The organism is Aliiroseovarius pelagivivens, from assembly GCF_900302485.1.
GTDB lineage: Bacteria > Pseudomonadota > Alphaproteobacteria > Rhodobacterales > Rhodobacteraceae > Aliiroseovarius > Aliiroseovarius pelagivivens.
The window spans coordinates 558,943-581,771 of the sequence record NZ_OMOI01000002.1; the positions used below are offsets into that span (position 1 = coordinate 558,943).

Annotated in this window: 22 protein-coding genes; 7 read left to right on the plus strand and 15 right to left on the minus strand. The window is 59.1% G+C overall.

The window, feature by feature from the left end; translation table 11 throughout:
- Window positions 1-6: 6 nt before the first annotated feature.
- The 7 genes from addA to regB form a co-directional block, all read right to left on the minus strand.
- The gene (addA, locus tag ALP8811_RS14890) at window positions 7-3,375 is read right to left on the minus strand and encodes a double-strand break repair helicase AddA (RefSeq protein WP_108858047.1); all 3,369 of its coding nucleotides are present in this window, start codon (window positions 3,373-3,375) and stop codon (window positions 7-9) included.
- A complete protein-coding gene (gene addB, locus ALP8811_RS14895) occupies window positions 3,372-6,317 on the minus strand; it encodes a double-strand break repair protein AddB (protein WP_108858048.1) in 2,946 nt (981 codons plus the stop codon). The genes addA and addB overlap by 4 nt, the downstream gene beginning before the upstream one ends.
- Window positions 6,310-6,993, minus strand: coding sequence for a nucleotidyltransferase family protein (locus tag ALP8811_RS14900; protein WP_108858049.1), 684 nt, complete (start codon window positions 6,991-6,993; stop codon window positions 6,310-6,312). The genes addB and ALP8811_RS14900 overlap by 8 nt, the downstream gene beginning before the upstream one ends.
- Window positions 6,978-7,970 (minus strand): aminoglycoside phosphotransferase family protein, encoded by a 993-nt coding sequence (locus ALP8811_RS14905; RefSeq protein WP_108858050.1) that lies wholly within the window; start codon window positions 7,968-7,970, stop codon window positions 6,978-6,980. Before ALP8811_RS14905 ends, ALP8811_RS14900 begins: the two co-directional genes overlap by 16 nt.
- On the minus strand, window positions 7,967-8,461 hold the full coding sequence (gene tsaE, locus ALP8811_RS14910) for a tRNA (adenosine(37)-N6)-threonylcarbamoyltransferase complex ATPase subunit type 1 TsaE (protein ID WP_108858051.1): 495 nt from the start codon (window positions 8,459-8,461) through the stop codon (window positions 7,967-7,969). The genes ALP8811_RS14905 and tsaE overlap by 4 nt, the downstream gene beginning before the upstream one ends.
- 57 nt (window positions 8,462-8,518) lie before the next feature.
- Complete coding sequence (locus tag ALP8811_RS14915; RefSeq protein ID WP_108858052.1) at window positions 8,519-10,102, minus strand: PAS-domain containing protein; 1,584 nt, start codon at window positions 10,100-10,102, stop codon at window positions 8,519-8,521.
- Between the two features lie 113 nt (window positions 10,103-10,215).
- Window positions 10,216-11,631 carry a sensor histidine kinase RegB gene (regB, locus tag ALP8811_RS14920; protein WP_108858053.1) on the minus strand — a complete coding sequence of 472 codons (1,416 nt, stop codon included), beginning with the start codon at window positions 11,629-11,631 and terminating at the stop codon, window positions 10,216-10,218.
- A gap of 104 nt (window positions 11,632-11,735) precedes the next feature.
- Between regB and ALP8811_RS14925 the strand changes: the two genes are divergently transcribed.
- From ALP8811_RS14925 to ALP8811_RS14935, 3 genes are all read left to right on the plus strand, one after another.
- A complete protein-coding gene (locus ALP8811_RS14925; RefSeq protein ID WP_108858054.1) occupies window positions 11,736-12,362 on the plus strand; it encodes an SCO family protein in 627 nt (208 codons plus the stop codon).
- Window positions 12,363-12,444: 82 nt separating this feature from the next.
- Entirely contained in the window at window positions 12,445-12,999 is a 555-nt protein-coding gene (locus ALP8811_RS14930) for an ActR/PrrA/RegA family redox response regulator transcription factor (protein WP_108858055.1), read from the plus strand.
- A 17-nt stretch (window positions 13,000-13,016) separates the two neighbouring features.
- A complete protein-coding gene (locus ALP8811_RS14935) occupies window positions 13,017-13,340 on the plus strand; it encodes a hypothetical protein (RefSeq protein WP_108858056.1) in 324 nt (107 codons plus the stop codon).
- A 44-nt stretch (window positions 13,341-13,384) separates the two neighbouring features.
- Here ALP8811_RS14935 and ALP8811_RS14940 read toward each other — a convergent pair whose 3' ends face one another.
- The gene (locus tag ALP8811_RS14940) at window positions 13,385-13,981 is read right to left on the minus strand and encodes an HD domain-containing protein (protein WP_108858057.1); all 597 of its coding nucleotides are present in this window, start codon (window positions 13,979-13,981) and stop codon (window positions 13,385-13,387) included.
- Window positions 13,982-14,116: 135 nt separating this feature from the next.
- Between ALP8811_RS14940 and ahcY the strand changes: the two genes are divergently transcribed.
- The gene (gene ahcY, locus ALP8811_RS14945; protein ID WP_108858058.1) at window positions 14,117-15,502 is read left to right on the plus strand and encodes an adenosylhomocysteinase; all 1,386 of its coding nucleotides are present in this window, start codon (window positions 14,117-14,119) and stop codon (window positions 15,500-15,502) included.
- The gene (locus ALP8811_RS14950) at window positions 15,468-16,265 is read left to right on the plus strand and encodes an extensin-like domain-containing protein (RefSeq protein ID WP_245924673.1); all 798 of its coding nucleotides are present in this window, start codon (window positions 15,468-15,470) and stop codon (window positions 16,263-16,265) included. The genes ahcY and ALP8811_RS14950 overlap by 35 nt, the downstream gene beginning before the upstream one ends.
- Before the next feature lie 61 nt (window positions 16,266-16,326).
- Here the strand turns inward: ALP8811_RS14950 and trpB are convergent, their stop codons facing one another.
- Both trpB and lysM read right to left on the minus strand, forming a co-directional pair.
- Window positions 16,327-17,535: a tryptophan synthase subunit beta gene (gene trpB, locus ALP8811_RS14955; RefSeq protein WP_108858060.1), complete on the minus strand. Its 1,209-nt coding sequence runs from the start codon at window positions 17,533-17,535 to the stop codon at window positions 16,327-16,329.
- Window positions 17,536-17,685: 150 nt separating this feature from the next.
- On the minus strand, window positions 17,686-18,105 hold the full coding sequence (gene lysM, locus ALP8811_RS14960) for a peptidoglycan-binding protein LysM (RefSeq protein ID WP_108858061.1): 420 nt from the start codon (window positions 18,103-18,105) through the stop codon (window positions 17,686-17,688).
- 159 nt (window positions 18,106-18,264) lie between these two features.
- On the opposite strand from lysM, the gene ALP8811_RS14965 reads away from it, so the two are divergent.
- Window positions 18,265-18,606, plus strand: coding sequence for a DUF2853 family protein (locus tag ALP8811_RS14965; protein WP_108858062.1), 342 nt, complete (start codon window positions 18,265-18,267; stop codon window positions 18,604-18,606).
- A gap of 254 nt (window positions 18,607-18,860) precedes the next feature.
- Here the strand turns inward: ALP8811_RS14965 and ALP8811_RS14970 are convergent, their stop codons facing one another.
- The 5 genes from ALP8811_RS14970 to tsaD are packed head-to-tail and all read right to left on the minus strand — an operon-like array spanning window position 18,861 to window position 22,043.
- Window positions 18,861-19,250, minus strand: a complete 390-nt coding sequence (locus tag ALP8811_RS14970; RefSeq protein ID WP_108858063.1) for a DUF1761 domain-containing protein — start codon at window positions 19,248-19,250, stop codon at window positions 18,861-18,863.
- A 53-nt stretch (window positions 19,251-19,303) separates the two neighbouring features.
- On the minus strand, window positions 19,304-19,720 hold the full coding sequence (locus ALP8811_RS14975) for an EVE domain-containing protein (RefSeq protein WP_108858064.1): 417 nt from the start codon (window positions 19,718-19,720) through the stop codon (window positions 19,304-19,306).
- Window positions 19,720-19,992 (minus strand): YciI family protein, encoded by a 273-nt coding sequence (locus ALP8811_RS14980; RefSeq protein WP_108858065.1) that lies wholly within the window; start codon window positions 19,990-19,992, stop codon window positions 19,720-19,722. The genes ALP8811_RS14975 and ALP8811_RS14980 overlap by 1 nt, the downstream gene beginning before the upstream one ends.
- The gene (locus ALP8811_RS14985) at window positions 19,993-20,940 is read right to left on the minus strand and encodes an NAD(P)H-dependent glycerol-3-phosphate dehydrogenase (protein WP_108858066.1); all 948 of its coding nucleotides are present in this window, start codon (window positions 20,938-20,940) and stop codon (window positions 19,993-19,995) included. It abuts the gene before it with no gap.
- Entirely contained in the window at window positions 20,937-22,043 is a 1,107-nt protein-coding gene (tsaD, locus tag ALP8811_RS14990) for a tRNA (adenosine(37)-N6)-threonylcarbamoyltransferase complex transferase subunit TsaD (RefSeq protein ID WP_108858067.1), read from the minus strand. The genes ALP8811_RS14985 and tsaD overlap by 4 nt, the downstream gene beginning before the upstream one ends.
- Before the next feature lie 78 nt (window positions 22,044-22,121).
- Between tsaD and ALP8811_RS14995 the strand changes: the two genes are divergently transcribed.
- Window positions 22,122-22,817: a uroporphyrinogen-III synthase gene (locus ALP8811_RS14995; protein WP_108858068.1), complete on the plus strand. Its 696-nt coding sequence runs from the start codon at window positions 22,122-22,124 to the stop codon at window positions 22,815-22,817.
- The last annotated feature ends 12 nt before the right edge of the window (window positions 22,818-22,829 follow it).

Sequence of the window (22,829 nt, forward strand, 5' to 3'; positions counted from 1 at the left end):
CAGAACCTAGGTAGCTAGACCCCCAGCGTCAAGGCGACCAAATGCGTCATCGACAAGTTGGTCGTCCAGCGGCATCAGCTCACGCGCTTGTGTCCATAGGATTGCGGTGTGCACCGGTCGATCCGGGTAAATGGTGCGCAACATCCAGCGATAGGCCCCCAACTGACGCAACAGCCCTTCGGGGGTTCGGGCGGGATGATCCGGTATGGCACGGTTCGATTTGAAATCCACGGCCAACACGTGTTCGTCGGTGACAATCAGCCTGTCGATGAATCCGTGCAAGATCTGCCCCGGATCATTTGGCACATGCCCGGTGATGGGGGCTTCTGCGATGCTGTTTGCATCGAATAGATGCGATAGCGCTGCGTCGGTCAGAAGCGCTGATACCTCATCGGTCAGGTTACGGATCACACTAGGGTCTGCCGCATCTGGCCCGCTGGACAGCAGATGCTGGGCGACTCTGTCCCAGTTTTCTGGGGCGATACTTGGTAGATGCTCCAGCAACAGATGGATTTGTCGCCCGCGGATCAACGGATCCTGCCCATCTGCCAACTCGGCTTCGCCTGGAAGTGCCTTTGCGCCACCCAGATCGGAGGGCGACAAGGGTTTTGGCGCGCTGACAGGAGGGGTGGCAATTGTGGCCAGCCAATCCGGCAGTTTGTTTTGCTGATCATCCTGCGCGGTGGGGTCGTTTACACCCGGATCGGGCCAATCGCCCATGGCATAGCGCTTGCCAGTGCCGGTCGGGAACACATAATCCGCACCACCAGCACGCTCCATTGCTGCCTCGCAAACGCGATACCAGCCGGTATCGGCCTTCCCAAGGTCTCCGGCGGCCGTCAGGATCAACCACTGCTCGGCGCGGGTCATTGCGACGTAAAGCAGCCTTGTGCGCTCTTCGATCTCTGCCTCTTTTAGGCCCTCGGCCACCTCGTCAATCGCCTCGGTCCGGTCCGCTTTCGAGGGGAACCAGAACGGGCGATCCGACGGTAGCTTGCCAACCTGAGGCGGGTCCGAGGCCCGACGCGCGGCCAAATCCGGAAGCAGTACGATTGGCGCCTCAAGCCCTTTTGAGCCGTGGATCGTCATGACCCGCACCAGATGCCCTTTGCTGTCGACTTGCCGCTTGATCGTGATGTCCCCGGTTTCCAACCAAGTGATAAAGCCCGTCAGGCTGGGGATCTCGAGCCGCTCATAGCTCATCGCCTGATGAAGCAGTGCATCGATGCCGTCTTCGGCTTCTTGGCCCAGCCGCGCCAGCAGCTTTCTGCGACCGCCATGACGGGTCAGAATGCGTTCCAAAAGCTCGTAGGGTCGTACAAAATCCGCACGGTCCCGCAAGTCATGAAGCGTCTCTAACGTTGCAGAATATCGCTCGGGCTGGTCAGACAGCGCCCGCCACAGGAATGTTTTCTTGCCGCGATAATGCGCCAGCCGGAACAGATCATCCTCGCTCCAGCCAAACAAGGGCGAGCGCAACGTAGCGGCCAGCGACAGGTCATCCTCGGGTGTCGCAAGGAAGGACAAAAGCGCGGTCAGATCTTTTACCGCAAGCTCTGCCCCGATGCGCAGTTGGTCGGCCCCGGCAATCGGAATGTCCCGCGCTTTGCAGGCGCGGATCAGCTCGTGAAACAGCTCGCTCCTAGACCGGACCAGCACCAGAATGTCGCCCGGGTCAACGGGGCGCGACCCGCCTTTGTCGTCGGGCAGGCGCTCCTCGTGGATCATCCGTTGGATTTCATCCGCCAAATTATCCGCCAACTGCACGCGATGATCGCGCGGCGACGGGCGATCAACGGGATCGTTCCAGTCGCGGTCTTCCTCGTGTTTCACGGGCTCGATCGACGGCCAAAGGTCCACGCGTCCCGGTTTGTCGTTGAAAAATGATCGGTGTTTGAATCCGCCACCAAGGCCAGACCGCCCCTCCAGCGCCATATCCACAAAGCCGAGCACCGCAGGCGAGGATCGGAACGAGTATTCCAACGGCTGAACCGCCAAGGCGCGCCCAACCTGCTGCAAGCGATCTGCGAAGCTGTGTTGCATGCGCTGGAACTCGGCCGGTTCGGCGCCTTGGAACGAATAAATCGACTGTTTTGGGTCGCCCACCACGAAAATCGTGCGCTCTACATCATCCCGCGCGCCCGATCCGGTGGTAAACTCACGCGCGAGGCTGTCGATCACGCGCCATTGAACGGGACTGGTATCCTGCGCCTCGTCCACCAGAATGTGGTCGATGCCGCCATCCAGCTTGAATAGCACCCAAGCAGCCACGGACGGATCGGTCAAAAGCCCGCCTGCTTTCAGGATCAGGTCGTCAAAGTCCAGCCACCCACGGGCCAGTTTGGCGGCCTCGTACTCCTGCACGAAAACATGGGCAAACTGGTAGAGAGCCTGCGTGCGTCGCGCATTGTGCAGAGCCAACCGCCTGTGCCGCGCATCCTCGACCCGGGTCATCAGATCGTTCAGTTGATCCATGATGGGCGCGCAGGCCCCTGACTGCAGAGATTTGGTAGGAACAGAGCCTATCTTGGCGGAAAACGGCGATTTCTGTAGCAGAAACATTTTTTCGAGCCGTTGGAGCAGATCCAGATTGGGCAGGGAAAGATCCGCCCCCTGAAGCGCTTCGGCGCGTTTCTGATCTTGTGCGCTGCCAGTGGCGGATCCTGCACGGAACTTCGCCAACACATCCAAATCCTCGGGCGCAAAGCACCTCTCAAGCACCACGTTCAATTCATCCCCAGCAGCTAGCCCAAACCAGCCATTGATCTGCGCCATGTCCTTGTCTTCAGCAAACAACATCCGGGCCGAAGTGATGCCTGCCGACAGTCGCATCAGGTCCTCACCGGTGAACAATTGGGCGAGATTCTGCACCAAGCCCTTATGTGGGCCGTCGCTCATCTGTTCCAAAATGGTGGCGCGCAGATCGTTGGCGGCGCGGTCGTCCATCTCGGTGAACTGGGGGGATACGCCCGCTTCGGTTGGGAAGCGCCGCAAAAGCGAGGCACAGTAGGCGTGAATTGTCTGAATTTTCAGCCCGCCGGGCGCCTCAATTGCGCGGGCGAACAATTGGCGCGCCAACGACAGATCACGCGCGCCTTCGACGCCAAGCTCGGCCAGAGCCTTGGTCAGGCTCTCGTCATCCTTCATCGCCCATTCGCCCAAACGTTTGAACAGACGGTTCTGCATCTCGCTTGCGGCGGCCTTTGTATAGGTCAGGCACAGGATGTTCTGCGGGGATACTCCGTCCAGCAGCAGGCGCGCCACGCGGTCGGTCAGAACGCGGGTTTTTCCTGACCCCGCGTTGGCGGACAACCAGGTCGAGGCCGTGGGGTCCGCCGCCCGGATCTGGGCAAGGGTTGCGTCGTCAAACTTCATCGCCCGACCTCCTTCACCACGGGGGTGTCGCTGTCATCCCATTCGCCGTAGCGAGCAAGATGATCATAGTCGCCCGCGAAGCGCTGCATATGCATGGCACGGCGCGAGGTATAGCCCTGCGCATCGTCATTATAGGCTCTAATCAGGCTCAAAAGCTCTTCTTTGGTGCTCTCGATATCGGCGGTCGCCAGATCGGTCGAGACCTCTTTCTGGGGCGTCAGGCCGATATAGCTGACAAGGGAAACAGATGAGGCATTGATGTTTTCAAAGCCGCCAGCATGGGCAATCACAGCTTCAAGCAACAACTGCTTGTCGAAGTGTTTTTGCTGTTTCTCGTTCGGAGGCGCACCGGTTTTATAGTCATAGATCCGAAGCGACCCGTCCTGATGCCGGTCAATCCGATCAGCCTTGGCCACAAGGGTGAAATCCGGGTCATCAAACTTCGTGCGCCCCCAGATTTCGTTCTCTAGATTATGCGAGAAATCGCGGCGCAACAGTTCTTGCTGAACAAACCACGGCGCGATTCGGTCAATCCGCGCTTTCCAAAGGATGCGCGTCGCAAGGTTTGGCACGTGCTCGGCCAGAATCTCATCCGCGATCTGGCGCAAGCGATCCTGTTCCTGTTCGGGGTCCGGCACGTCTGGCAAAGACGCCACATAGTTCTCGAACACATCGTGCAATACCGTCCCGCGCATCAATGCATCCGATCCGCGCAACAGCGGATCCAGCGCACGCAGATGCAGCACTTTGTCTGCATAAACGGCAAAGGGGTCGCGGATAAGCTTGGTTACGCCGGTCGCCGAAAGTTGGCGGGGACGCGTGGACAAGGGCGGGGACGGTGAGGGGCGCTTTTCAGGCGGAATAGTCGCGTTGGGTTGATCAATCTGGCGCGCAAACTCCAGCCATTGCGCCCCACGTTCGCGCATATCCTTCAGCGCCTGCTCGCCTTCTGACGACATTCCAGCCATCAAGTTGCAGATGCGGTTCAGCCAACGGGACGGGATGGTTTCGCTGTCTTCATCTTTGACGGATCGGGTCAGGATCACCTCTTTCGTGGCGATCGCCTGTTGGAAGTCATGGGCTGACAGACCCACGCGGCGCTCCGGAAGCGGAAGACCCACCTGCATCCGCATCTGGCGGTTTAACCACGGATCCGGGCCGGGCAGTTCTGGCCAGATACCATCATTCAGCCCCGCCAAGATGACGCGTTCCGCCCCTTGCACACGCGCTTCAAGCGTACCCCAGAACATCACGCCGGAATGGGGTGTGTTTGGGTCGCGTACCTCGCCCTTAGACAAGATAGAGCGGAACAGATCACGATAGGCGAGGGGCGACAGATCCCCGCCGTGCGACGCGTTTTCAGTAAGATTAGAGACGATTTCTTGACACATCTGTCCTGCGGCGCGGTTCCACAGCTCACCTGTTCCGTCGCCGCTGGGACCACGCGCAACTTCGTGGGTCAGATCTAGGTGGTGGGCCAGAAGGTCGGGAAGCGGCAGCTCACCTTCAAGGGCTGGGGCCAGACAGAACTTGGCCACCCAATCCGCCCAGATTGCGCGGTCAGGTTCTTCTTCGAACTTGTGTGCCCAGTCCAAAAGCGCCTGTCGATCCGGGACCGATGCGGATCCGCGAAGCACCTGAAGCTCCAGATCACGGGTCCAGCGCAGGTGGTCGCCGCGGGCCTCGCCGCCTGTGTTGGTAAGTGGATGTTTCAAAAGCGCCAACAATCGATCAGCTGCCGGTGCCTCGCACATCATGACAGTGATTTGGCGCAGGAATCGACCCGGCGCCGACAAGGCCAGCGGTCGACCCGCGCTGTCATCTGGTTCGATGCTCCACCGATCCAATGCCGCCGACACCTGACGCGTCAGATTTCGATCGGGCGTGATCAAAGCAACACTGACCCCATCTTCGACCGAGCGTCGCAAAAGCGCGGCAATAGCCTGCGCCTCGTCACGGGGTTTCTGGGCTTCAACCAATGTCAGGCCCTCGGTGGCCTTGGTGACATTTTCAAACTGGCGACCTTCAATTTGCCACTGATCGGTCACTGGGGCAGGTCGCAAGGCAAGCGAGATCAGTTTGTTTCGCACGGGCGCGACGGGGGTCAGGTCCGACCAGCCCTGAACATCGCTTTTAGAGATATCCAACCGCTTTAAAAGCGCTGCGAAGCGGTATTGCGGGTGATCCTCGGCTGACAAGGCGTCTTCCAAAGCGTGCCATGTCTGGTTTGGCAGGTCGGTGTCGATCCCAGGAAGTATCAAACCGCCTTGCGGAAGATGCGCCACAGCCTGCATTAGAAGCGCGGTGGTGCCGCGCGAACCTGTTGAGCCAGCAATCAGGATCGGGTGATCCGGGGGGGATTGCCGCCAGCCCTCGATGATCTTCGAGACCACCATCCGCTGCCGGGTTTCCGCATCCGGGGCATGCCCAGCGTCGGGATCGAAGAACGGATTGATCAGCGACAGAAAGCGCAGGCTGCGTGCCCAATGTTCGGACATATCCTGGACATCAAGCGTCTCTAACGCGGCAGGATTTACGCCTTCGCCGTGCATTTCATCCATCAGCGTTGCCACGCTGTCGGCCAGATCAAAGGCGGCGCTTTTCGGGGCCAAATCGGGCTCTTGCTCAAGCAGGGCAAGGATCAATTGGTGCAATTCCAACTGACGGCGCAAAGGCGCAACCGCGGTTGGGATCGAGCTGTCGAGCGGCATCTGTGCTAGGTCGGTGATCAGCCTTAGTCGAGGAACAAAGCCCGGCTGATCGTCAAACAGGCCCTGTACCCGGTTCAACATACGACGAGAGTTCACGAACAGCTCGACCCGCGCCATGTCATGTGGCGGGCGGCCTTCCATGCGGCAGCGCAGGCCGTGGACCAGCGCCTTGGGGAAGTCGACCCCCAGTGGGACACCAAAGACGCGCGCCGTGGGCGAATGGTTAAACATCAGCACCACCTAACATCTGTTCCGCCAATGTGATTCCGTCAGGATGCCCAACATCACACCAAGCGCCTTGATACGGCAGTCCAAAAAGGCGGTCTGCTTGGCGAATGGCGTCCCACGCGACGTTCAACGAGAAGACATCCTCATCAACCTGCGCCACCGGGGGCGTTTTGATGATCTGGCACCCGGTATAGACCAGCCCCGGCCCGCGCGTCAGTTGACCGTCGGGGGCCATCGTGAAGTCACCTTGTCCCAAGTGGCCGATGGCATTTTCCGGCGGAACAAGAAGCATGAGGGCATCCATCCGATCGGGATCCCAGGCCTGCAGAAGGCTCTGCATCGGATTGGGCCCAGACCAAACCGCATCGGCATTGAGCGTGAACAGAGAGGCCGCTTCATGCAAGGTTAGAGCCTGTTTTAATCCTCCGCCCGTTTCAAGAAGCGTATCCTCGTGCGAGAAAAGGATGTCCCGGCCCGCCAGGTGCGCGTGGATCTGGTCTGCCAGATAATGGGTGTTCACGATGATCTGCGAGACGCTATTGGCCCCGTCCACAATGTCTAACGCGTGGTCCAAAAGGGGTTTTCCGGCGACAGGAATCATCGGTTTCGGCTGTGCCTCAGTCAGCGCGCCCATGCGGGTGCCGCGCCCGGCGGCAAAGATCATCACTGTGTCGGGCATGGCTGTCTGAGCCTTTCAAGATGGGTCGATGTCGGTTCGGGCAGGATCGCGTTCAGTTGATCGCGCAGTTTCGCAAGTGGCGGGTGGCTGAGATCGGCTTGCAGCAGAGTCCAGACCCTTGGGATCAGGTCCACATAATGCGGCTTGCCCATCTGCTGTGACAAGCGGGCGAAAATGCCAAGGATGCGGAGGTTGCGCTGGACGGCGACAATGTGAAACTCGTCCTGAAAGGCGAGTTGATCAATCCCGCGTCGCTTGGCGAACTCATTCAGTGCTGAGCGGGCCAGTTCGTCCGAGACGTCGCGTCGGACATCTCGTAAAAGCGACACCAAATCATAGCTCGGCAGGGTGTTCACTGCGTCCTGAAAATCCAGAAGCCCAACACGCGCGCTGCCAGACCGTTCCGGCAGCCAATGCAGGTTCTGGGCATGGAAGTCGCGCAGGGATGTGCGCAGGTCAGTGTCGAACGGGGCAAGCGCCTTTTCGATGGCCCCCAGTGCATCGTTCATCACATTAGTGGGCTGGGGCGCATAGTGCAGGAAGGCCATGTCACAGGCTTGCGCCATTTCCTGAATGCCATAGTTGGCGACCTGCGCGGGTGTGGCATCCAAAATCGCGTGAACAGCATCAATAGCGGTGGAATAGAGACTATTTTCAAGTGATGCGTCGTCGTCGATCATGGACGCGAAGTCGTCGTCTCCGAAATCCTCAAGCAGCAGGAAGCCGCTTTGAAGATCTGCCGCATAGATCGCCGGGGCGGACAGGCCAAGCCCTGACAGATGCTGCGCGATACTGACGAAGGATTGCATAGAGCCACAGGTCGATGGCGGGGCGTCCATCAGGATCGCGGGATGTGTGCCCTGAGCGCGGAAATAGCGGCGGGACGAAGCGTCCCCGGTCAGAGGCAGGAAGGGTGCATCGGCCCAGTCGGTCGAGGTCAGAAATCTGCGGCGATCCTGCGCGCGATCATCGCTCATGGCAGCGCCTTTTGAATGCGGGCTTCCCAGTTTTCCGCGGGGCCTGAGATCTGAACATGCCTTAGATCGGGGTCATCTGACGCATCGCCCGTGGAAAACTCTAGGGACAGAGCGCTCTGAGGGATCAGATCGCCCAAGCGATCAGGCCATTCGACAAGGCATATGGCGGTCTCGAACGCGTCGATCAGGCCAAGCTCTTCGATTTCGTCCGGATGGGTCAGGCGGTAGAGGTCGGAATGCCAAATCTCGCAGGTCGTGTCGTCATAGGTTTGGACCAGCGTAAAGGTCGGCGACGGGACGTCTTCGGCCAGCCCATGCGCGGCAAGACGGGATTGGATCACCGAACGGGCAAAATGCGTCTTGCCGGCCCCGATCCCGCCGGACAACAGGATCACGTCGCCCGGCGTCAGCTGGTGGGCCAACGCGGCGGCAAACGTGGTTGTGTGATCCGGGGTTGGAAATGCAAGATCAAGGTGAAAGGCGTGCGTCATGGCACGAGTTTTAGACGCCCTGAGCGTCGGTGCAAGACCGGATCACCCCTCCTGGTGTCAGGGGGTCAAAGACAGGGCGGAATTCGGCGCAGGCTGAAGATTGCGCTGGGCGGGACGTACGTGGAAGCGCGCCATCGTGGCGCCGCGGACCATGGGCACGAATTGGCATTCAACCTGTCGTCCATCCAGTAGCGCGATTTGATCTGTCCATGCCTGACGTTCGCCATGGGCGGCCACGAATTCCTTCAGCATACGCCACACTGGCGTGTCACCCGCAGTGGTGCGCCATGTCCGGATCGCGTCGCCCAGATTAATGTCTTCCAGCGTGGTCGACGGATCATTGCCCCACAGCTTGGTATAGGCTGCATTCGACATCGACAGCACACCGCCCGGTGAGAAGATGGCGATTGCGTCCTCGATACAATCCAACGCGGATTGGCCCATCTCAAGCTCGCGGCGGAATCGGCGTGTCAGCGAGATTTCCGAGGTGATGTCTTCAAACAGAAACGCCACAGCGCCATCGGGATGAGGTCGCCCAGTGATACGATAGGTCTGACCGGTGGGCAGGGACCACGTTTCCTCGTAGGTGCCGTTCACGGCGGCACTTTCCAGATCCGCCATCTGCTGCCGCCACGACACATAGTCCTTGGGTTCGGGCATCATGCGTTTTTCGCGCAGACGGTCCAGAAAGGTGAACAGCGTCGGCTTACCGACAAGGAACGAGGCATTCAGCGCAAGGATGTCCGTCAGGGCCGGATTGAACAGGTTGAGCTGTCGTTTGCGATCAAAAATGGCCAAACCGATGGGAAGATGTGCAAAGGTTTTCGTCAATGTGGTGACAAACTCGGCGCGCGACTTTTCGGCGTTCACGACACGATCCACAGGGATGGCCGTCATCAGAGTCTCGTCCCCTAGTGGGGCGTCATAGAGCTCGAACCAGTGGCGCTTTCCGTCGCTAGGAAGCTGCACGGCCACACGGCGCGGCGTTTCCAAATTCTTGGCATCCTCAAGTCGGGGCCGGTCAAACAGCTTCTGAGGTGGCCAACTTGCCACGCCATCAACGGTATTCGGATCGGTGGCCTGATCCAGATAGGATTTGTTGGCCCAGGATATTTTACCATTCGTGTCCTCGCGCCACATCATGATCGGAGTATGTTTTGCGGTCGCGCGAAGCCCTTCCAGCTCGTCTCGCATGGCGTCAAAGCTAACCCGGTCAACAATCGGATCGGCTTCACCGGTGTCGGTTGTGATCAACTGGATCCGCGCCAAGCCGTCGCGCCACTCTGCCTCGATGCGATGTACGCCGTCGCCTGATGGAATTGAGAGTTTGCCAAGTTCTGCCAGATCCCCGACCTGTTCGGTTAAATCGGGAAAGCGGGTCTCAAGGATCAGCGACAAGTGTTGCCAGTCGGACCCAGAGCTGTGACGCGGTCGGGCCTCAAGGATTTGTCGTCCGGCTGCGGTCACGTCCGTCAACGTCTGATCATCGAACAGAAAGACGATGCTGTCTTTCTCGCGCATGGTTTGCTTGCGCAGTTTTCGATCCCGTGCCGGGTCCAGCAAGGAAAGTATGTAAAGCGCTGCGATCGAGATCGTGAGGGCCGTCAGAACCAGCGCCACCGCGTATAGAGTATTCAACATGTCCACACCTGTCGTTTCGGCGGGCTGCCACCCGCGTTATCAACGGGTTAACCCTAGGCCAGTGTGGTTAATGAAGGTTTAATCGGGCTGAACGCCTTGATTGCATGGGATTTTCAGCCCGCGTCATGGGTGAAATGTATGTTCTCGCCCAGCGCGCCGCTGGTGTCTGTGGCTTCCAGCCCGGGCGTATCGCGCAGCCATTCCACTTGCGCAATGGCGCCAGATTTCTCGCGCGGGTGGGGGCGGCCCGTATAGGGCGACGAGGCGTTGGCGAAATGCAGTGTTGCCCCAGTGCGCTCCAATAGTGTCTTGGCGATGAACAGGCCCAGTCCCATACCCTTGTAGGCCTGACGCTGACCGTGTTCCGCCTGTGACTTGCGGTGACGAATGAACGGGTCCCCGATCCAGCCCAGAACTTGGGGTGAGTATCCCTTGCCGTCGTCCAGAATACGGATCGCGATGCGGTCATCGTTCCAGCACAGCTCGATCCAGACCTTGGTCGAGGCGAAATCCACCGCGTTCTGGATCAGGTTGCGCAGACCGTGGATGATCTCGGGGCGGCGCATCAGGATGGGTTGATCCAAGGGGTCGGCCTCGATGCAGGTGATTTCGATCTCAAGCGACTTGCCACGTTCACGGTGGGGTTCGGCAGCTTCTTCGATCAGTGCGATCAGCGGGGCGTGTTTGACCAGCATGTCATCTTTGCCTGCCCGCCCCATGGATTGCAGGATATCCCGGCAGCGGTTGGCCTGTTCGCCGATCAGTTTGGCGTCGTCGCGCAGCTCGTCGTTGCCGTCTAGCTCTTCCACCAATTCCGAGGACACCAGCTTGATCGTTGCAAGCGGGGTGCCAAGCTCGTGCGCGGCGGCGGCCACAACACCTCCAAGGTCGGTCAGGTTCTGTTCGCGCGACAGGGCCATCTGGGTGGCCAAAAGCGCTTCGGACATCGACCGCATCTCGGACGAAATCCGGCGCGTATAAAGCCCGATAAAGCCGACCGAGATCGTGACGGACACCCAAAGGCCAAAAACAAACAGATCCGGCATCTGCAAAATGCCCGTTGCGGTCTGAAGCGGAATGTTGATCCAAGTCACAAAGCTGGTCACGGCGATCGCAACGGCACCCACAAGAACGGTCGATCGAGTCGATAAAGCGGTTGCGGCGACCGTCACTGGGGCAAGGATCAGCACCATGAACGGGTTGTGAATGCCGCCGGTCAGAAACATCATCACGCCTAATTGCAGCGTGTCGAAGACCAAAATGCCGGCGGCCTGACGCTCGTTCAGACGGGTGTTGCGCGGGAAAAGCGTGCCGGACACCAAGTTGGCAATCACCGCGACCCCGATAGCAGCGGCCACCAAACCGAACGGGATCTGGACCGTAAAGAACTGAACGGCCACGGCAATTGCCGCGATCTGACCTGCAACCGCCGCCCAGCGCAGAAGGATCAGCGTGCGCAGGCGCACCCAGCTGCCCTGCTGGCTGCCAACTGCGGCATCAGTTGCCGGGTCTGTCTGTCGTTCCGCCATTTGTGATCAGCCAGATTTGCTTTTTCGGTTGCGTCAATCTGTTCTCTTGCTAGTCGTGACGAAAGGCAGGATCAATGCCTGCGCGAACAAACCGGAGAATTTCTATGCAACGCATCTATGCTGTGACGGCCGCAACGGCGATTGTGGCGCTTGTCGGGGTGACATGGTTTGTCACCAGTGGAGAAGAAGATGCGTTTGCCGACTGCCGTGCAGGCGCCATCGGAACCGGAGTTGCCTCGATCGGTGGCCCGTTCGAGCTGACGGATGAAACCGGCGCGGTCGTGACTGAAAAAGACGTAATCACCAAACCCACGCTGGTTTACTTTGGCTATACGTTCTGCCCCGACGTTTGCCCCTTGGACAACGCCCGCAACGCCGAGGCGATGCGTATTCTGGATGGTCAGGGCTATGACGTGCAGTCGGCCTTCATTTCGATCGACCCAGAGCGTGACTCGCCCGAGCATCTGGCGGATTTCACCAGCTATATGCATGACAACATGATTGGCCTGACCGGTACGCCCGAGCAGGTCAAAGCCGCCAGCCAGGCCTATAAAACCTATTACCGTAAGCAAGAGCCGGAAGAAGGAATGGAAGAGTATTACCTGATGGATCACTCGACCTTCACCTATCTGATGTTCCCCGAAAGCGGATTTGCGGATTTCTTCAAGCGGGACGAGACGCCGGAATCCATGGCCAAGCGGGTAAGTTGCTTCATTGACGCAGGTGCATAGCAAGCATCGCTGCGTCAAAATTGACCTTCCGGTCATAAATACCTAGGTATCATGAAGCAGACGCAAACCGGAGGTTGCTGCGATGACCACTGAGGAACTCAAGCCAATTGGTGAAGACGCGTCCCTTCTATTGGTGGATGACGACGAACCGTTTCTGCGCCGTTTGGCACGCGCGATGGAAAAACGCGGATTTGCGCCTGAAATGGCAGGATCTGTGGCCGCGGGCAAAGCCATCGCAACGGCGCGTCCTCCGGCCTATGCGGTGGTTGATCTACGCTTGGATGATGGCAACGGGTTGGATGTGGTTGAAACCATCCGCGACAAGCGCCCAGATGCCCGGATCGTTGTTCTGACTGGATATGGCGCGATTGCCACAGCTGTTGCGGCCGTCAAACTGGGCGCGGCGGATTACCTGTCGAAGCCCGCGGATGCCAATGACATCACAGCCGCATTGCTGGCGATGCCGGACGAGTTGCCTCCGCCGCCGGAAAACCCCATGTCTGCCGACCGCGTTCGTTGGGAACATATCCAGCGCGTGTATGAACTGTGCGACCGCAACGTGTCGGAAACCGCGCGCCGCCTGAACATGCACCGCCGCACGCTTCAGCGCATTCTGGCCAAACGCAGCCCGAAATGAGGGCGCCGCTTGCCGGTATGGTTGGCCTCGCGCTGCTGTCGGCGTGTGTTCAGCCCGGCGAACCTCTGCGCCAACCCCAACAAACCGTCGTATTTAACCCCGACGCGTATGGGCTGGCCGTTCTGCCCGGCAATCAACGCGTAGATTTCGGGCGCTCCCCCAAAGGTGTGATCCCCGCCCTGACTCGCGAATTGGGCCGCCCAACCACAATGCCGTTGACCGGCTGTCCCGCTGGCATCATCCAACGCCTGCGCTGGGCGGATCTGGAGCTTAGCTTTACGCCCGAGCGTTTTGTGGGGTGGAGGCGCGGAGCTGAACAGCGCGGGCTTGTGTGTAGTTAGGCTGGATTAGTCTCTGATAGTCGGCGTTGTTTTACGAACACCAATCATCCCATCTGCTCCAGAAGGTCATTATGGCGGGCCGTGAAATCCGCACGTACGTCAGCGGGCGCTCGCAGGGTGATGTCTAGCCCTTTGGTGACTGCGGGATCCGGCACGCCAAAGATCTTCCCGGCTTCCTCGATGCTGAACCCGGCGATTTGTGTGGCTTCCAGAAAGGCGGACACCTTGTCGGCCCGTTTGATCGCCTTCTTCACTGTCGCCGGGATCTTTGCGGGCAGGCCGAAACGGATGTGGATGGCGGCGGTCAGGCGATCGTCCAGCTCTCCGTACCCCGCACCAACTGCGGCTTTCACCGGAGAGATCATGTCGCCGATCACGTATTCCGGCGCGTCATGCAAAAGCGCAGCCAGCTTCCATTTGACGGGCGCCTTGGGGTTCATGCGGGTAAACAGCGCCTCGACCAAAAGCGAGTGTTCGGCCACGGAATAGGGGAAATCCCCGAAGGTCTGCCCATTCCACCGCGCGACGAAGGCAAGACCATGGGCGATGTCCTCGATCTCGATATCTACGGGGGTTGGATCCAGCAAATCCAGACGCCGACCAGATAGCATTCGTTGCCATGCGCGGGGTTGTGCGGGCATACTTAGTCCTTCCTGCGGGTTTGAGCCCGCAATTTCGCCTTTTTTACGTGCAAGTCAATTGGCGTTCATTGCGTGTTCGTGGTTAGAATGATACGGCACGCGCAACATTAACGGGATCAGGATCGGAGAAACACCGTGACCCAAGATTATATCGTAAAAGACATCGCTCTGGCCGAATTTGGCCGCAAAGAGCTGGACATTGCCGAAACAGAAATGCCGGGCCTGATGGCTCTTCGGGATGAGTATGGCGAAAGCAAGCCTTTGACAGGTGCGCGGATCGTTGGCTCGTTGCACATGACCATCCAGACCGCGGTTCTGATTGAAACGCTGGTCGTTTTGGGCGCAGATGTGCGCTGGGCGTCATGCAACATCTTCTCGACGCAGGACCACGCTGCCGCCGCGATTGCGCAGGCTGGCGTTCCGGTCTTCGCGATCAAAGGCCAGTCGCTGGAAGAGCACTGGGACTATCTGGACCTGTCCTTCCAATTCCCGGAAGGCCCGAACCTGATCCTGGATGATGGCGGCGACGCGACGTTGTACATCTTGCTGGGTGCCCGTGCTGAAGCTGGTGAAGACCTTGGCGTTCCCGGTTCGGAAGAAGAAACCGTCATCCACGCGCAGATCAAGAAGCGTATGGAAGCCAGCCCCGGTTGGTTCACCAAGATGCGCGACCAGATCAAAGGCGTCTCGGAAGAGACCACCACCGGCGTTCACCGCCTGTATGATCTGGTGAAGAACGGCCTGCTGCCCTTCCCTGCGATCAACGTGAACGACAGCGTCACCAAGTCGAAGTTCGACAACAAATACGGCTGTAAGGAATCACTGGTCGACGGCATCCGCCGCGCCACTGACACCATGATGGCCGGTAAGGTTGCCGTTGTGTGTGGTTATGGCGATGTTGGCAAAGGCTCGGCCGCGTCGCTGCGTGGCGCTGGTGCCCGTGTGAAAGTGACCGAGATCGACCCGATCTGCGCGCTGCAAGCCGCCATGGACGGGTTCGAGGTGCTGACGCTGGAAGATGCCGTCGAAAGCGCTGACATCTTCATCACCACCACCGGCAACAAAGACGTCATCCGCATCGAGCATATGCGCGCGATGAAGGACATGGCGATCGTTGGCAACATTGGTCACTTCGACAATGAAATTCAGGTGGCAAACCTGAAGAACCACAAGTGGACCAACATCAAAGAACAAGTGGACATGATCGAGATGCCCTCGGGCAACCGCATCATTCTGCTGTCGGAAGGTCGTCTGCTGAACCTTGGCAACGCCACCGGCCACCCGTCTTTCGTGATGTCGGCATCCTTCACCAACCAGGTTCTGGCTCAGATCGAGCTGTGGACCAAGGGTGATGAGTACAACAACGACGTCTACATCCTGCCTAAGCATCTGGACGAAAAAGTTGCCCGCCTGCATCTGGACCGGATCGGCGTGAAGCTGTCGTCGCTGGACAAAGAGCAAGCGGACTACATCGGCGTGTCTGTTGATGGACCGTTCAAGCCGGAACACTACCGCTACTGATCGTACGGTGATGGAAAACGAAGCCAAAAAGCGCCGTCCGTTTCTGCAACGGGCGGCGCTTTTTCTTTTGTCCTCGGTGCTGTCACTTGTGCTTCTGGGGTTGATTGCGCTGTGGGTACTGCTGCGGCCCGACAGTGTGTTGCCAGATCACTGGAATCCCACGCGTCCGTTGTCGATCACCGCGCCCGTTACGCCGGTGACCCGTTGGCAGTTGCGCGCGGCCTCGCAGGATGAAGCGGTGTGCCGGGGTGTGCTTGCGCAGGCCGGTGTTGGGTTCTCGCAGATGGAGCCGCTGGTCTCAGGCGAACATTGCGGAATATCCCAGCGGGGCAGTCTTTCATCGCTGGTGGGCGCGCAGGTGACCCCCATCGAAACACGCTGTGCCACGGCCTTACGCCTTGCAATGTGGGAACATCACGACATCCAACCCGCCGCACGTCAGCATCTGGGATCGAACGTGTCGCAGCTTCTGCACATTGGCAGCTATAACTGCCGCAAGATGCGCACCGCGCGCGGCAATGAAGACGCGTGGAGCAGCCATGCAACGGCCGCTGCCTTTGACATTACCGGCGCGCTTTTGGCTGACGGTCGCAGGCTGACATTACTGAAGGACTGGAAGGGCGCGACGGACGAGTCGGCGTTCCTACGCCAAATCTGGCGTGGTTCCTGCAAGTGGTTCCGCTTGGTTCTGGGGCCGGACTATAACCGGCTGCACGCCGATCATTTTCACCTGCAAACGTCTGGCTGGGGCTTTTGCCGCTGACTGAATCTGCTGAACGAAAAAGGGGCGCCGAAGCGCCCCTAATCTGTTGATTTCCGAAGATTTACAGGTCTTCGCCAAACCCGAAGTTCTCGGTCACATAATCGATGTCTTTGTCGCCACGGCCCGACATGTTGATCAGGATCGACTTGCCCGGATGCTTCGGTGCTTCACGCATGGCGAAAGCCACGGCATGGGCGCTTTCCAGTGCCGGGATGATGCCTTCGGTGCGGCTGACGGTGAAGAATGCGTTCAGCGCTTCTTTGTCGTCACAGGCGGTATAGTTCGCCTTGCCGGTGCGGTGCAGGTGGGCGTGTTCCGGACCAACACCCGGATAGTCCAGACCCGAGGCAACCGTGTGCACGGGGGCAGGCTCGCCATTTTCGTCCTTCAGAACCATGGTGCGGAAGCCGTGGATGTCGCCGTCTTCACCGAAGGTGATGGTCGCGGCGTGCTCGCCCAGTTTCGACGAGGTGCCCATGGGCTCGACGCCGTAAAGCTCGACATCATCATCGTCGATAAAGCCCGAGAACAGGCCCATCGCGTTCGAGCCACCGCCCACACAGGCGGCAACTATGTCAGGCAGACCACCGGTCATTTCGAGGAACTGATCGCGTGCTTCGACACCAACGACGTGCTGGAAGTCACGAACCATCATCGGGAACGGGTGCGGACCCACGACCGAGCCGATGGCGAACAGGGCACGGTCGGCTTGCTCCATGTAGCTGCCGAAACAGCTGTCGACGGCCTCTTTCAGCGATCGGCCACCAAAGCCCACGGGAACAACCTCGGCGCCCAGCAGTTTCATGCGGGTCACGTTGGGGGCTTCCTTGGCAATGTCGATCTCGCCCATGTGGATTTCACACTCCAGACCGAAATAGGCAGCCGCAGTCGCCAGCGCCACGCCGTGCTGGCCCGCGCCGGTTTCCGCCATCAGCTTTTTCTTACCCATGAACTTGGCCAGAAGACCTTCGCCCATGCAGTGGTTCAGCTTGTGCGCGCCAGTGTGGTTCAGGTCTTCGCGCTTGGCATAGATCTGGGCACCACCGCACTGTTCGGACAGGTTTTTCAGATAGGACACAGGGGTCGGACGGCCCTGGAAATGCTTGCGGATGTGGCGCAGCTCGGCGATGAAGTCGGCCGACTTCGAGATCCGGTCATAGGCTTCGCGGATTTCCTTGAAATGCGGTTCCAGCGGGGGCGGCAGCATTGCGCCTCCGTACTCGCCGAAGAAGCCGTCACGTGTCGGTGTGGATTTGAGATATGAAGCCATGTCCTGTTGTCCCTCGTGTAATTTGTCCACGAGATGAGACAAGGAAACGGCGGGCGTCACAAGTCGAAAGTTGCGGTTTACAACGATTATCTAAAATAAAATTGCGGCCCCACAGATGCGAGGCCGCAATCAAAGGTAATTCCAGCGAAATCAGCCGGGAATGCGCAGGTTCTGGCCCGGATAGATCAGGTCAGGGTCTTTCAGCATCGGCTTGTTGGCTTCAAAGATCTCTTTATAGCGGGCGCCGTTGCCCAAGGTCTTCTCAGCGATCGCCCAAAGAGTGTCGCCCTTTTCAACGGTGTGGAAGGTCGGCTCGTTGTCCAGATCGGCTTCGACTTCGGCCACGCCTTCGACATTGCCGACGGCCAAGATGACCTTCTCGCGGTCTTCCGCGCTCAGGTTCTCGCCGCCTTTGACGGTGACTTTCTCGCCATCGACCTGAATGTCCAGGCCCGACGTGTCGATGCCCAGATCAGCAACTTCCTTGTTCAGGGTGTCGGCGGATGCGGTTTCGTCTCCGCCACCAAAAAGCGATTTGCCAGCGCCTTTTACAAAGTTCCAAAGACCCATTTTGTCCTCCTTGAGTAATGTATGTTGCCGGCATCCTGCGGCAGATAGGCGAAAAAACATAGGGGGAAAGCTGCGACAAACTTTTCCTTTGTGGAAATCCTGATTGGGCCTAGAGTTTCGAGGAATTGAATTGAACGTCCATAAAATTGGGAGACACAGATGGGAAAACGTGACGACTTGATCGCGAAATATGCAGATGACCTTAAGAACAAATGCGGCATGTCGCCGGATATGGATCTTTTGACCAAGGTGACAATTGGCTGTGGCCCTGCAATCTATAATGACGATGCGTCGACTGTAGCCGCGACCCAAGAAAGCGAGCTTGAGACCGTCAAGAACAACTTCCTGATCAAGAAGCTTGGCCTTGCCGATGGTCCGCAACTGATGGACGCGATCAATGCCGTGATCGAAACCTACGGCCGCAGCGAGCGCAACAAGTACCGCGCCGTTGTGTACTACATGCTGGTAAAGCACTTCGGGAAAGAGGCCGTCTACGGCTGATCAGCCCAGACACCTGACCTTTTCAAAGCGCGGCCCTTTGGGTCGCGCTTTTTGATTCTTTAACGGAGTCTAAATGTAACTCTTTGCAATTGAACGGTATTTTAGGGGCAATTCAATTGCACGATGCAGAAGCTTTCGATAGCTTCATCTACGAAGATCAGGACGGTCGGACCTTAAATTCAGAGACACGTGCGGTGCTGAGGGAGCGCGTGGGGTGAGGAAGGGGTCCGAGACGTCGGGCCCCTTCTTGTTTCTTACATCACACCCAGAACCAGCCCGATGATGGTGCAGCCCCCAACGGCATAGCCCCCATCCATCCAGATCAGAGATTTTGACCGGTCGCTGAACATGACATTGTTGATCATCCACGGGGCAACCACGAACAGTCCAAGGCCCAACCCGGCAATCAGACTTTTTCCAGCACCATCAACGCCCGCCATGCTGAACATGTGCCGCATCATCCCGGCGACAACAAGCGCCCCCAGAAAGGCCACGATATAGGGTTTTGGGTCGGATGCGTTCTGTGGTTTGCCCGCGTCATCCGTTTGGATCCCCGAGGCTTCAACCCACTGTTTTGACAGCGTCATGTACCAAACTGCGCCGAAAGCATAGCCCGCAATGGCAGCAACGATGACTTCCAACATATGATTTCCTCCTGTTCGACTGACCTTATGCGATCAGTCGGGCAGGGGGTTTGTCAAGCGTCGCCGGCAAGCTCTAACACGATGGCCCATTCGGCTTCGGTGACGGGTTGAACCGACAGGCGGGTGTTGTTGACCAGCACCATTTCGGCCAGACGCGGGTCGTCTTTGCACATGGCCAGCGTCACGGGCTTGGACAGCGCGCGCACCGCTTTGATGTCGACGCAATCCCAACGTTCGTCGTCGGTTGAGCTATCCTGATGGCTTTCAGCGATGACCTCGACGATGCCGACGATCTCTTTTTCCTTCTGCGAGTGGTAGAAGAAACCAAGATCGCCCACTTTCATCGTGCGCATATGATTGCGCGCCTGATAGTTGCGTACGCCGTCCCATTCCTCGCCCGCGTCACCCTTTGCGACCTGTTGGTCCCAGCTCCAGGTCGAGACTTCGGATTTGAACAGCCAGTACGCCATTAGCCGACCACCCGGTTCCACTGCTCGATGCGGACATCGGCAAACAGGCCGGCCTTGGCATAGGGGTCGCCGTCGGCCCACGCCTGTGCGGCGGCCATGTCGTCAACCTCCAGCACCAGAAGCGACCCGCACATCATGCCGTCGGCATCCAGAAACGGACCTGCCTGCGCAACCGCGCCGGTGTCCTTGATATAGGCCAGATGCGCATCGCGGTTGGCTTTGCGGGTTTCGATGGCACCGGGTTTGTCAGTGCAGATCACAGCAACAAGCATTTATTCTTCCTTCAGGGGTCGGGACAAAAGGCTTTCGACAGCCTGTCCTATCGTTAATTGTTTGTCCAGCACGGCCACGACCATCTGGGCGATGGGCATTTCGATATTGGCGCTTTGGGCAAAGTTAGAGACTGCTTTGGCGGTTGCGCGCCCTTCCACGGTGGTGCCTTCCGGCAGGGGATCGCCGTGGCCAAGTGCCAGTCCGAAGCTATAGTTACGGGACTTTGCAGACGAACAGGTCAGCGTCAGATCTCCAAAGCCAGACAAGCCGGACAGCGTGTCAGAGTTCGCACCCTTTAGGGCCGCATAACGCTGCATTTCGGCATATCCACGGGTCATCAAGGCGGCGCGGGCGCTTTCGCCCAAGCCTGCGCCGATGGCGATGCCGCAAGCGATGGCGACGACATTCTTCAGGGCGCCCCCGATCTCGACCCCGATCAGGTCGCTGCTGCGATACAGGCGGATGTTTTTGGTGGACAGAGCGGCTTGCAGCGCCTCGCCGTCTTCGCAGGCCAAGGTCAGTGCGGTGGGCAGTCCGGCTGCGATATCCACCGCAAAGCTGGGGCCAGACAGGATCGCTGGCGTGGCCGAGGGGCAGCTGCGCTGAATGATCTCGGCCGGACCAAGTCCGGATTGCAGATCGACCCCTTTGCAGCACGCCACAAGCGTTTTGTCCTGAAATAGGGTCGCATTCTCGGCCAGAAACCCAGCCAGCTTTTGCATCGGAACAGCCAACAGAATGATGTCCGAGGTCTGTACATCTTCGATCTTCTCCAGCACCGTAAGGCTGTCAGGAAAAGCAAAACCGGGCAGGCGGCGGGTGTTTTCGCGTGCAGATGCCATGTCGCCCGGATCGCGCGCCCACAGCCCGACTGCGCGGCCGTCCTGCGCCAGCGAGATCGCCAAAGCCGTACCGAATGCGCCTGCGCCCAGAACTGAAATGCTCATGCCTTTGCTCCCTTTTTCCCTGATCCCAACATTGCTGGCGCACGTTGGTCAAGCGGCCACCTTGGGCGCGCTTGCAAGGACATGTCATCTTGATGCCCAGCGCGGAACCGTTCGATCCCGGCCCAAGCAATCATCGCGGCGTTATCGGTGCACAGCGCCAGCGGAGGGGCTAGGAAAGCCGTGTCATGCTGCGCACAAACAGTCTCTAACGCGCCACGAATGGACATATTTGCCGCCACGCCCCCGGCTACGGCCAATGTGGGTTCGGCGGGGTTCAGAGATAGATATTCTTTCAGCGCACGGCGCGATTTCTCGGCCAGAACATCGCGCACGGCAGCTTGAAAACCGGCACACAGGTCAGCGCGGTCCTGCACCCTAAGCCCGCCATGTTCGGCCACCAGCCGGTCACGTTCGCGCAGAAGGGCAGTTTTTAGGCCAGAGAAGCTCATGTCGCAGCCCGGACGATCCATCAGGGGACGCGGGAACTTGAAGCGTTTGGGGTCGCCGTTCTTTGCCTCGGCCTCGACCGAGGGGCCGCCGGGTTGCGGCAGGCCAAGCAGCTTGGCGGTTTTGTCGAAGGCTTCGCCGGGTGCATCGTCGATGGTGCCGCCAAGGCGGCTGAATTCTTCCGGTCCCTTGGCGATCAAGAACTGGCAATGCCCGCCAGAGACCAGAAGCATCAGATAGGGAAACGCCGCCTGATCCGTCAGGCGCGGAGTCAGGGCGTGGCCCGCAAGGTGGTTCACACCGACCAAGGGTTTGCCCGATCCGATCGACAATCCCTTGGCGCACATGACGCCCGCCAGCACGCCCCCGATCAGGCCGGGGCCCGCGGTGACGGCGATGGCGTCGACCTGAGAGAGTTCCATATTCGCCAGTGTTAGAGCCTGTTCGACGCAGCTATCCAGCTTTTCCGTATGCGCGCGCGCAGCGATCTCGGGCACGACGCCACCGAAATCGGCGTGCAGCTCGGTCTGTCCAGCCACCACGGAGGACAGTACCTTGGGCGCTTGCCCGGGTATGTGGCGCACCACGGCCGCAGCCGTGTCGTCGCATGAACTTTCCAGCCCAAGAACGGAAAGGGGTTGATCAGAATTGGTCATTGGTCATGCGATCTGTTGCGGTGGTGGGTCGGCTCGGGGTAACACCTAGACAGTTCGCAGACAATCCCGGCCACCCATATGCCCAAGTTCCCGATCCTTGTCCTGACGCGCCCAGAAGTGGCGGCGCACCGGTTCTTGACGCAGGTCGAGGCCGCGCTGGGCCGTGAGGTGCCACATGTGATCTCGCCCATTCTGAGGATCCAGCCGGTTGGAGCATGGCCTGACCTGCCCGACGAGACTGATGTGATCCTGACCTCGGAACACGCGGTTCGCGGGGATTTGTCTGGCATTCCCGCCCATTGCGTCGGCGCGCGCACCGCCGAGGCCGCAAGCGCGCAAGGGGCACAGGTTCAAACCATCGCGACAAACGCTGACGAGCTTTTGCAGTTGCTGGACGCGCGGCCGGCCACCTATGTGCACCTGTGCGGTTCACATAAAGCGGTCGACATTTCGGCCCGTTTGGCCGCATCGGGCCTGACCTGCCGCGATCATCAGGTCTATGCGCAGGTAGCACAGCCCCTGACCGAACACGCCCGGGCTGCATTGGAAGGGGAAGACCCCGCCCTGCTTCCCCTTTTTTCGCCGCGCTCTGCGCGTTTGGTTGGAGAAGCCATTGCGAAACCGGGCCCGCAACTCCACGTAATTAGTATGAGTGATGCGGTTGCAGCCGAATGGTGTGCGGCGGCGCGCGGACCTGCTGATGTGGTCGATGCGCCTACGGGTGAGGCGATGGTGAGCGGGATTGTCGCAGCGTTGGGCCGTCACGTTACTTGAGCAGCATCAAGG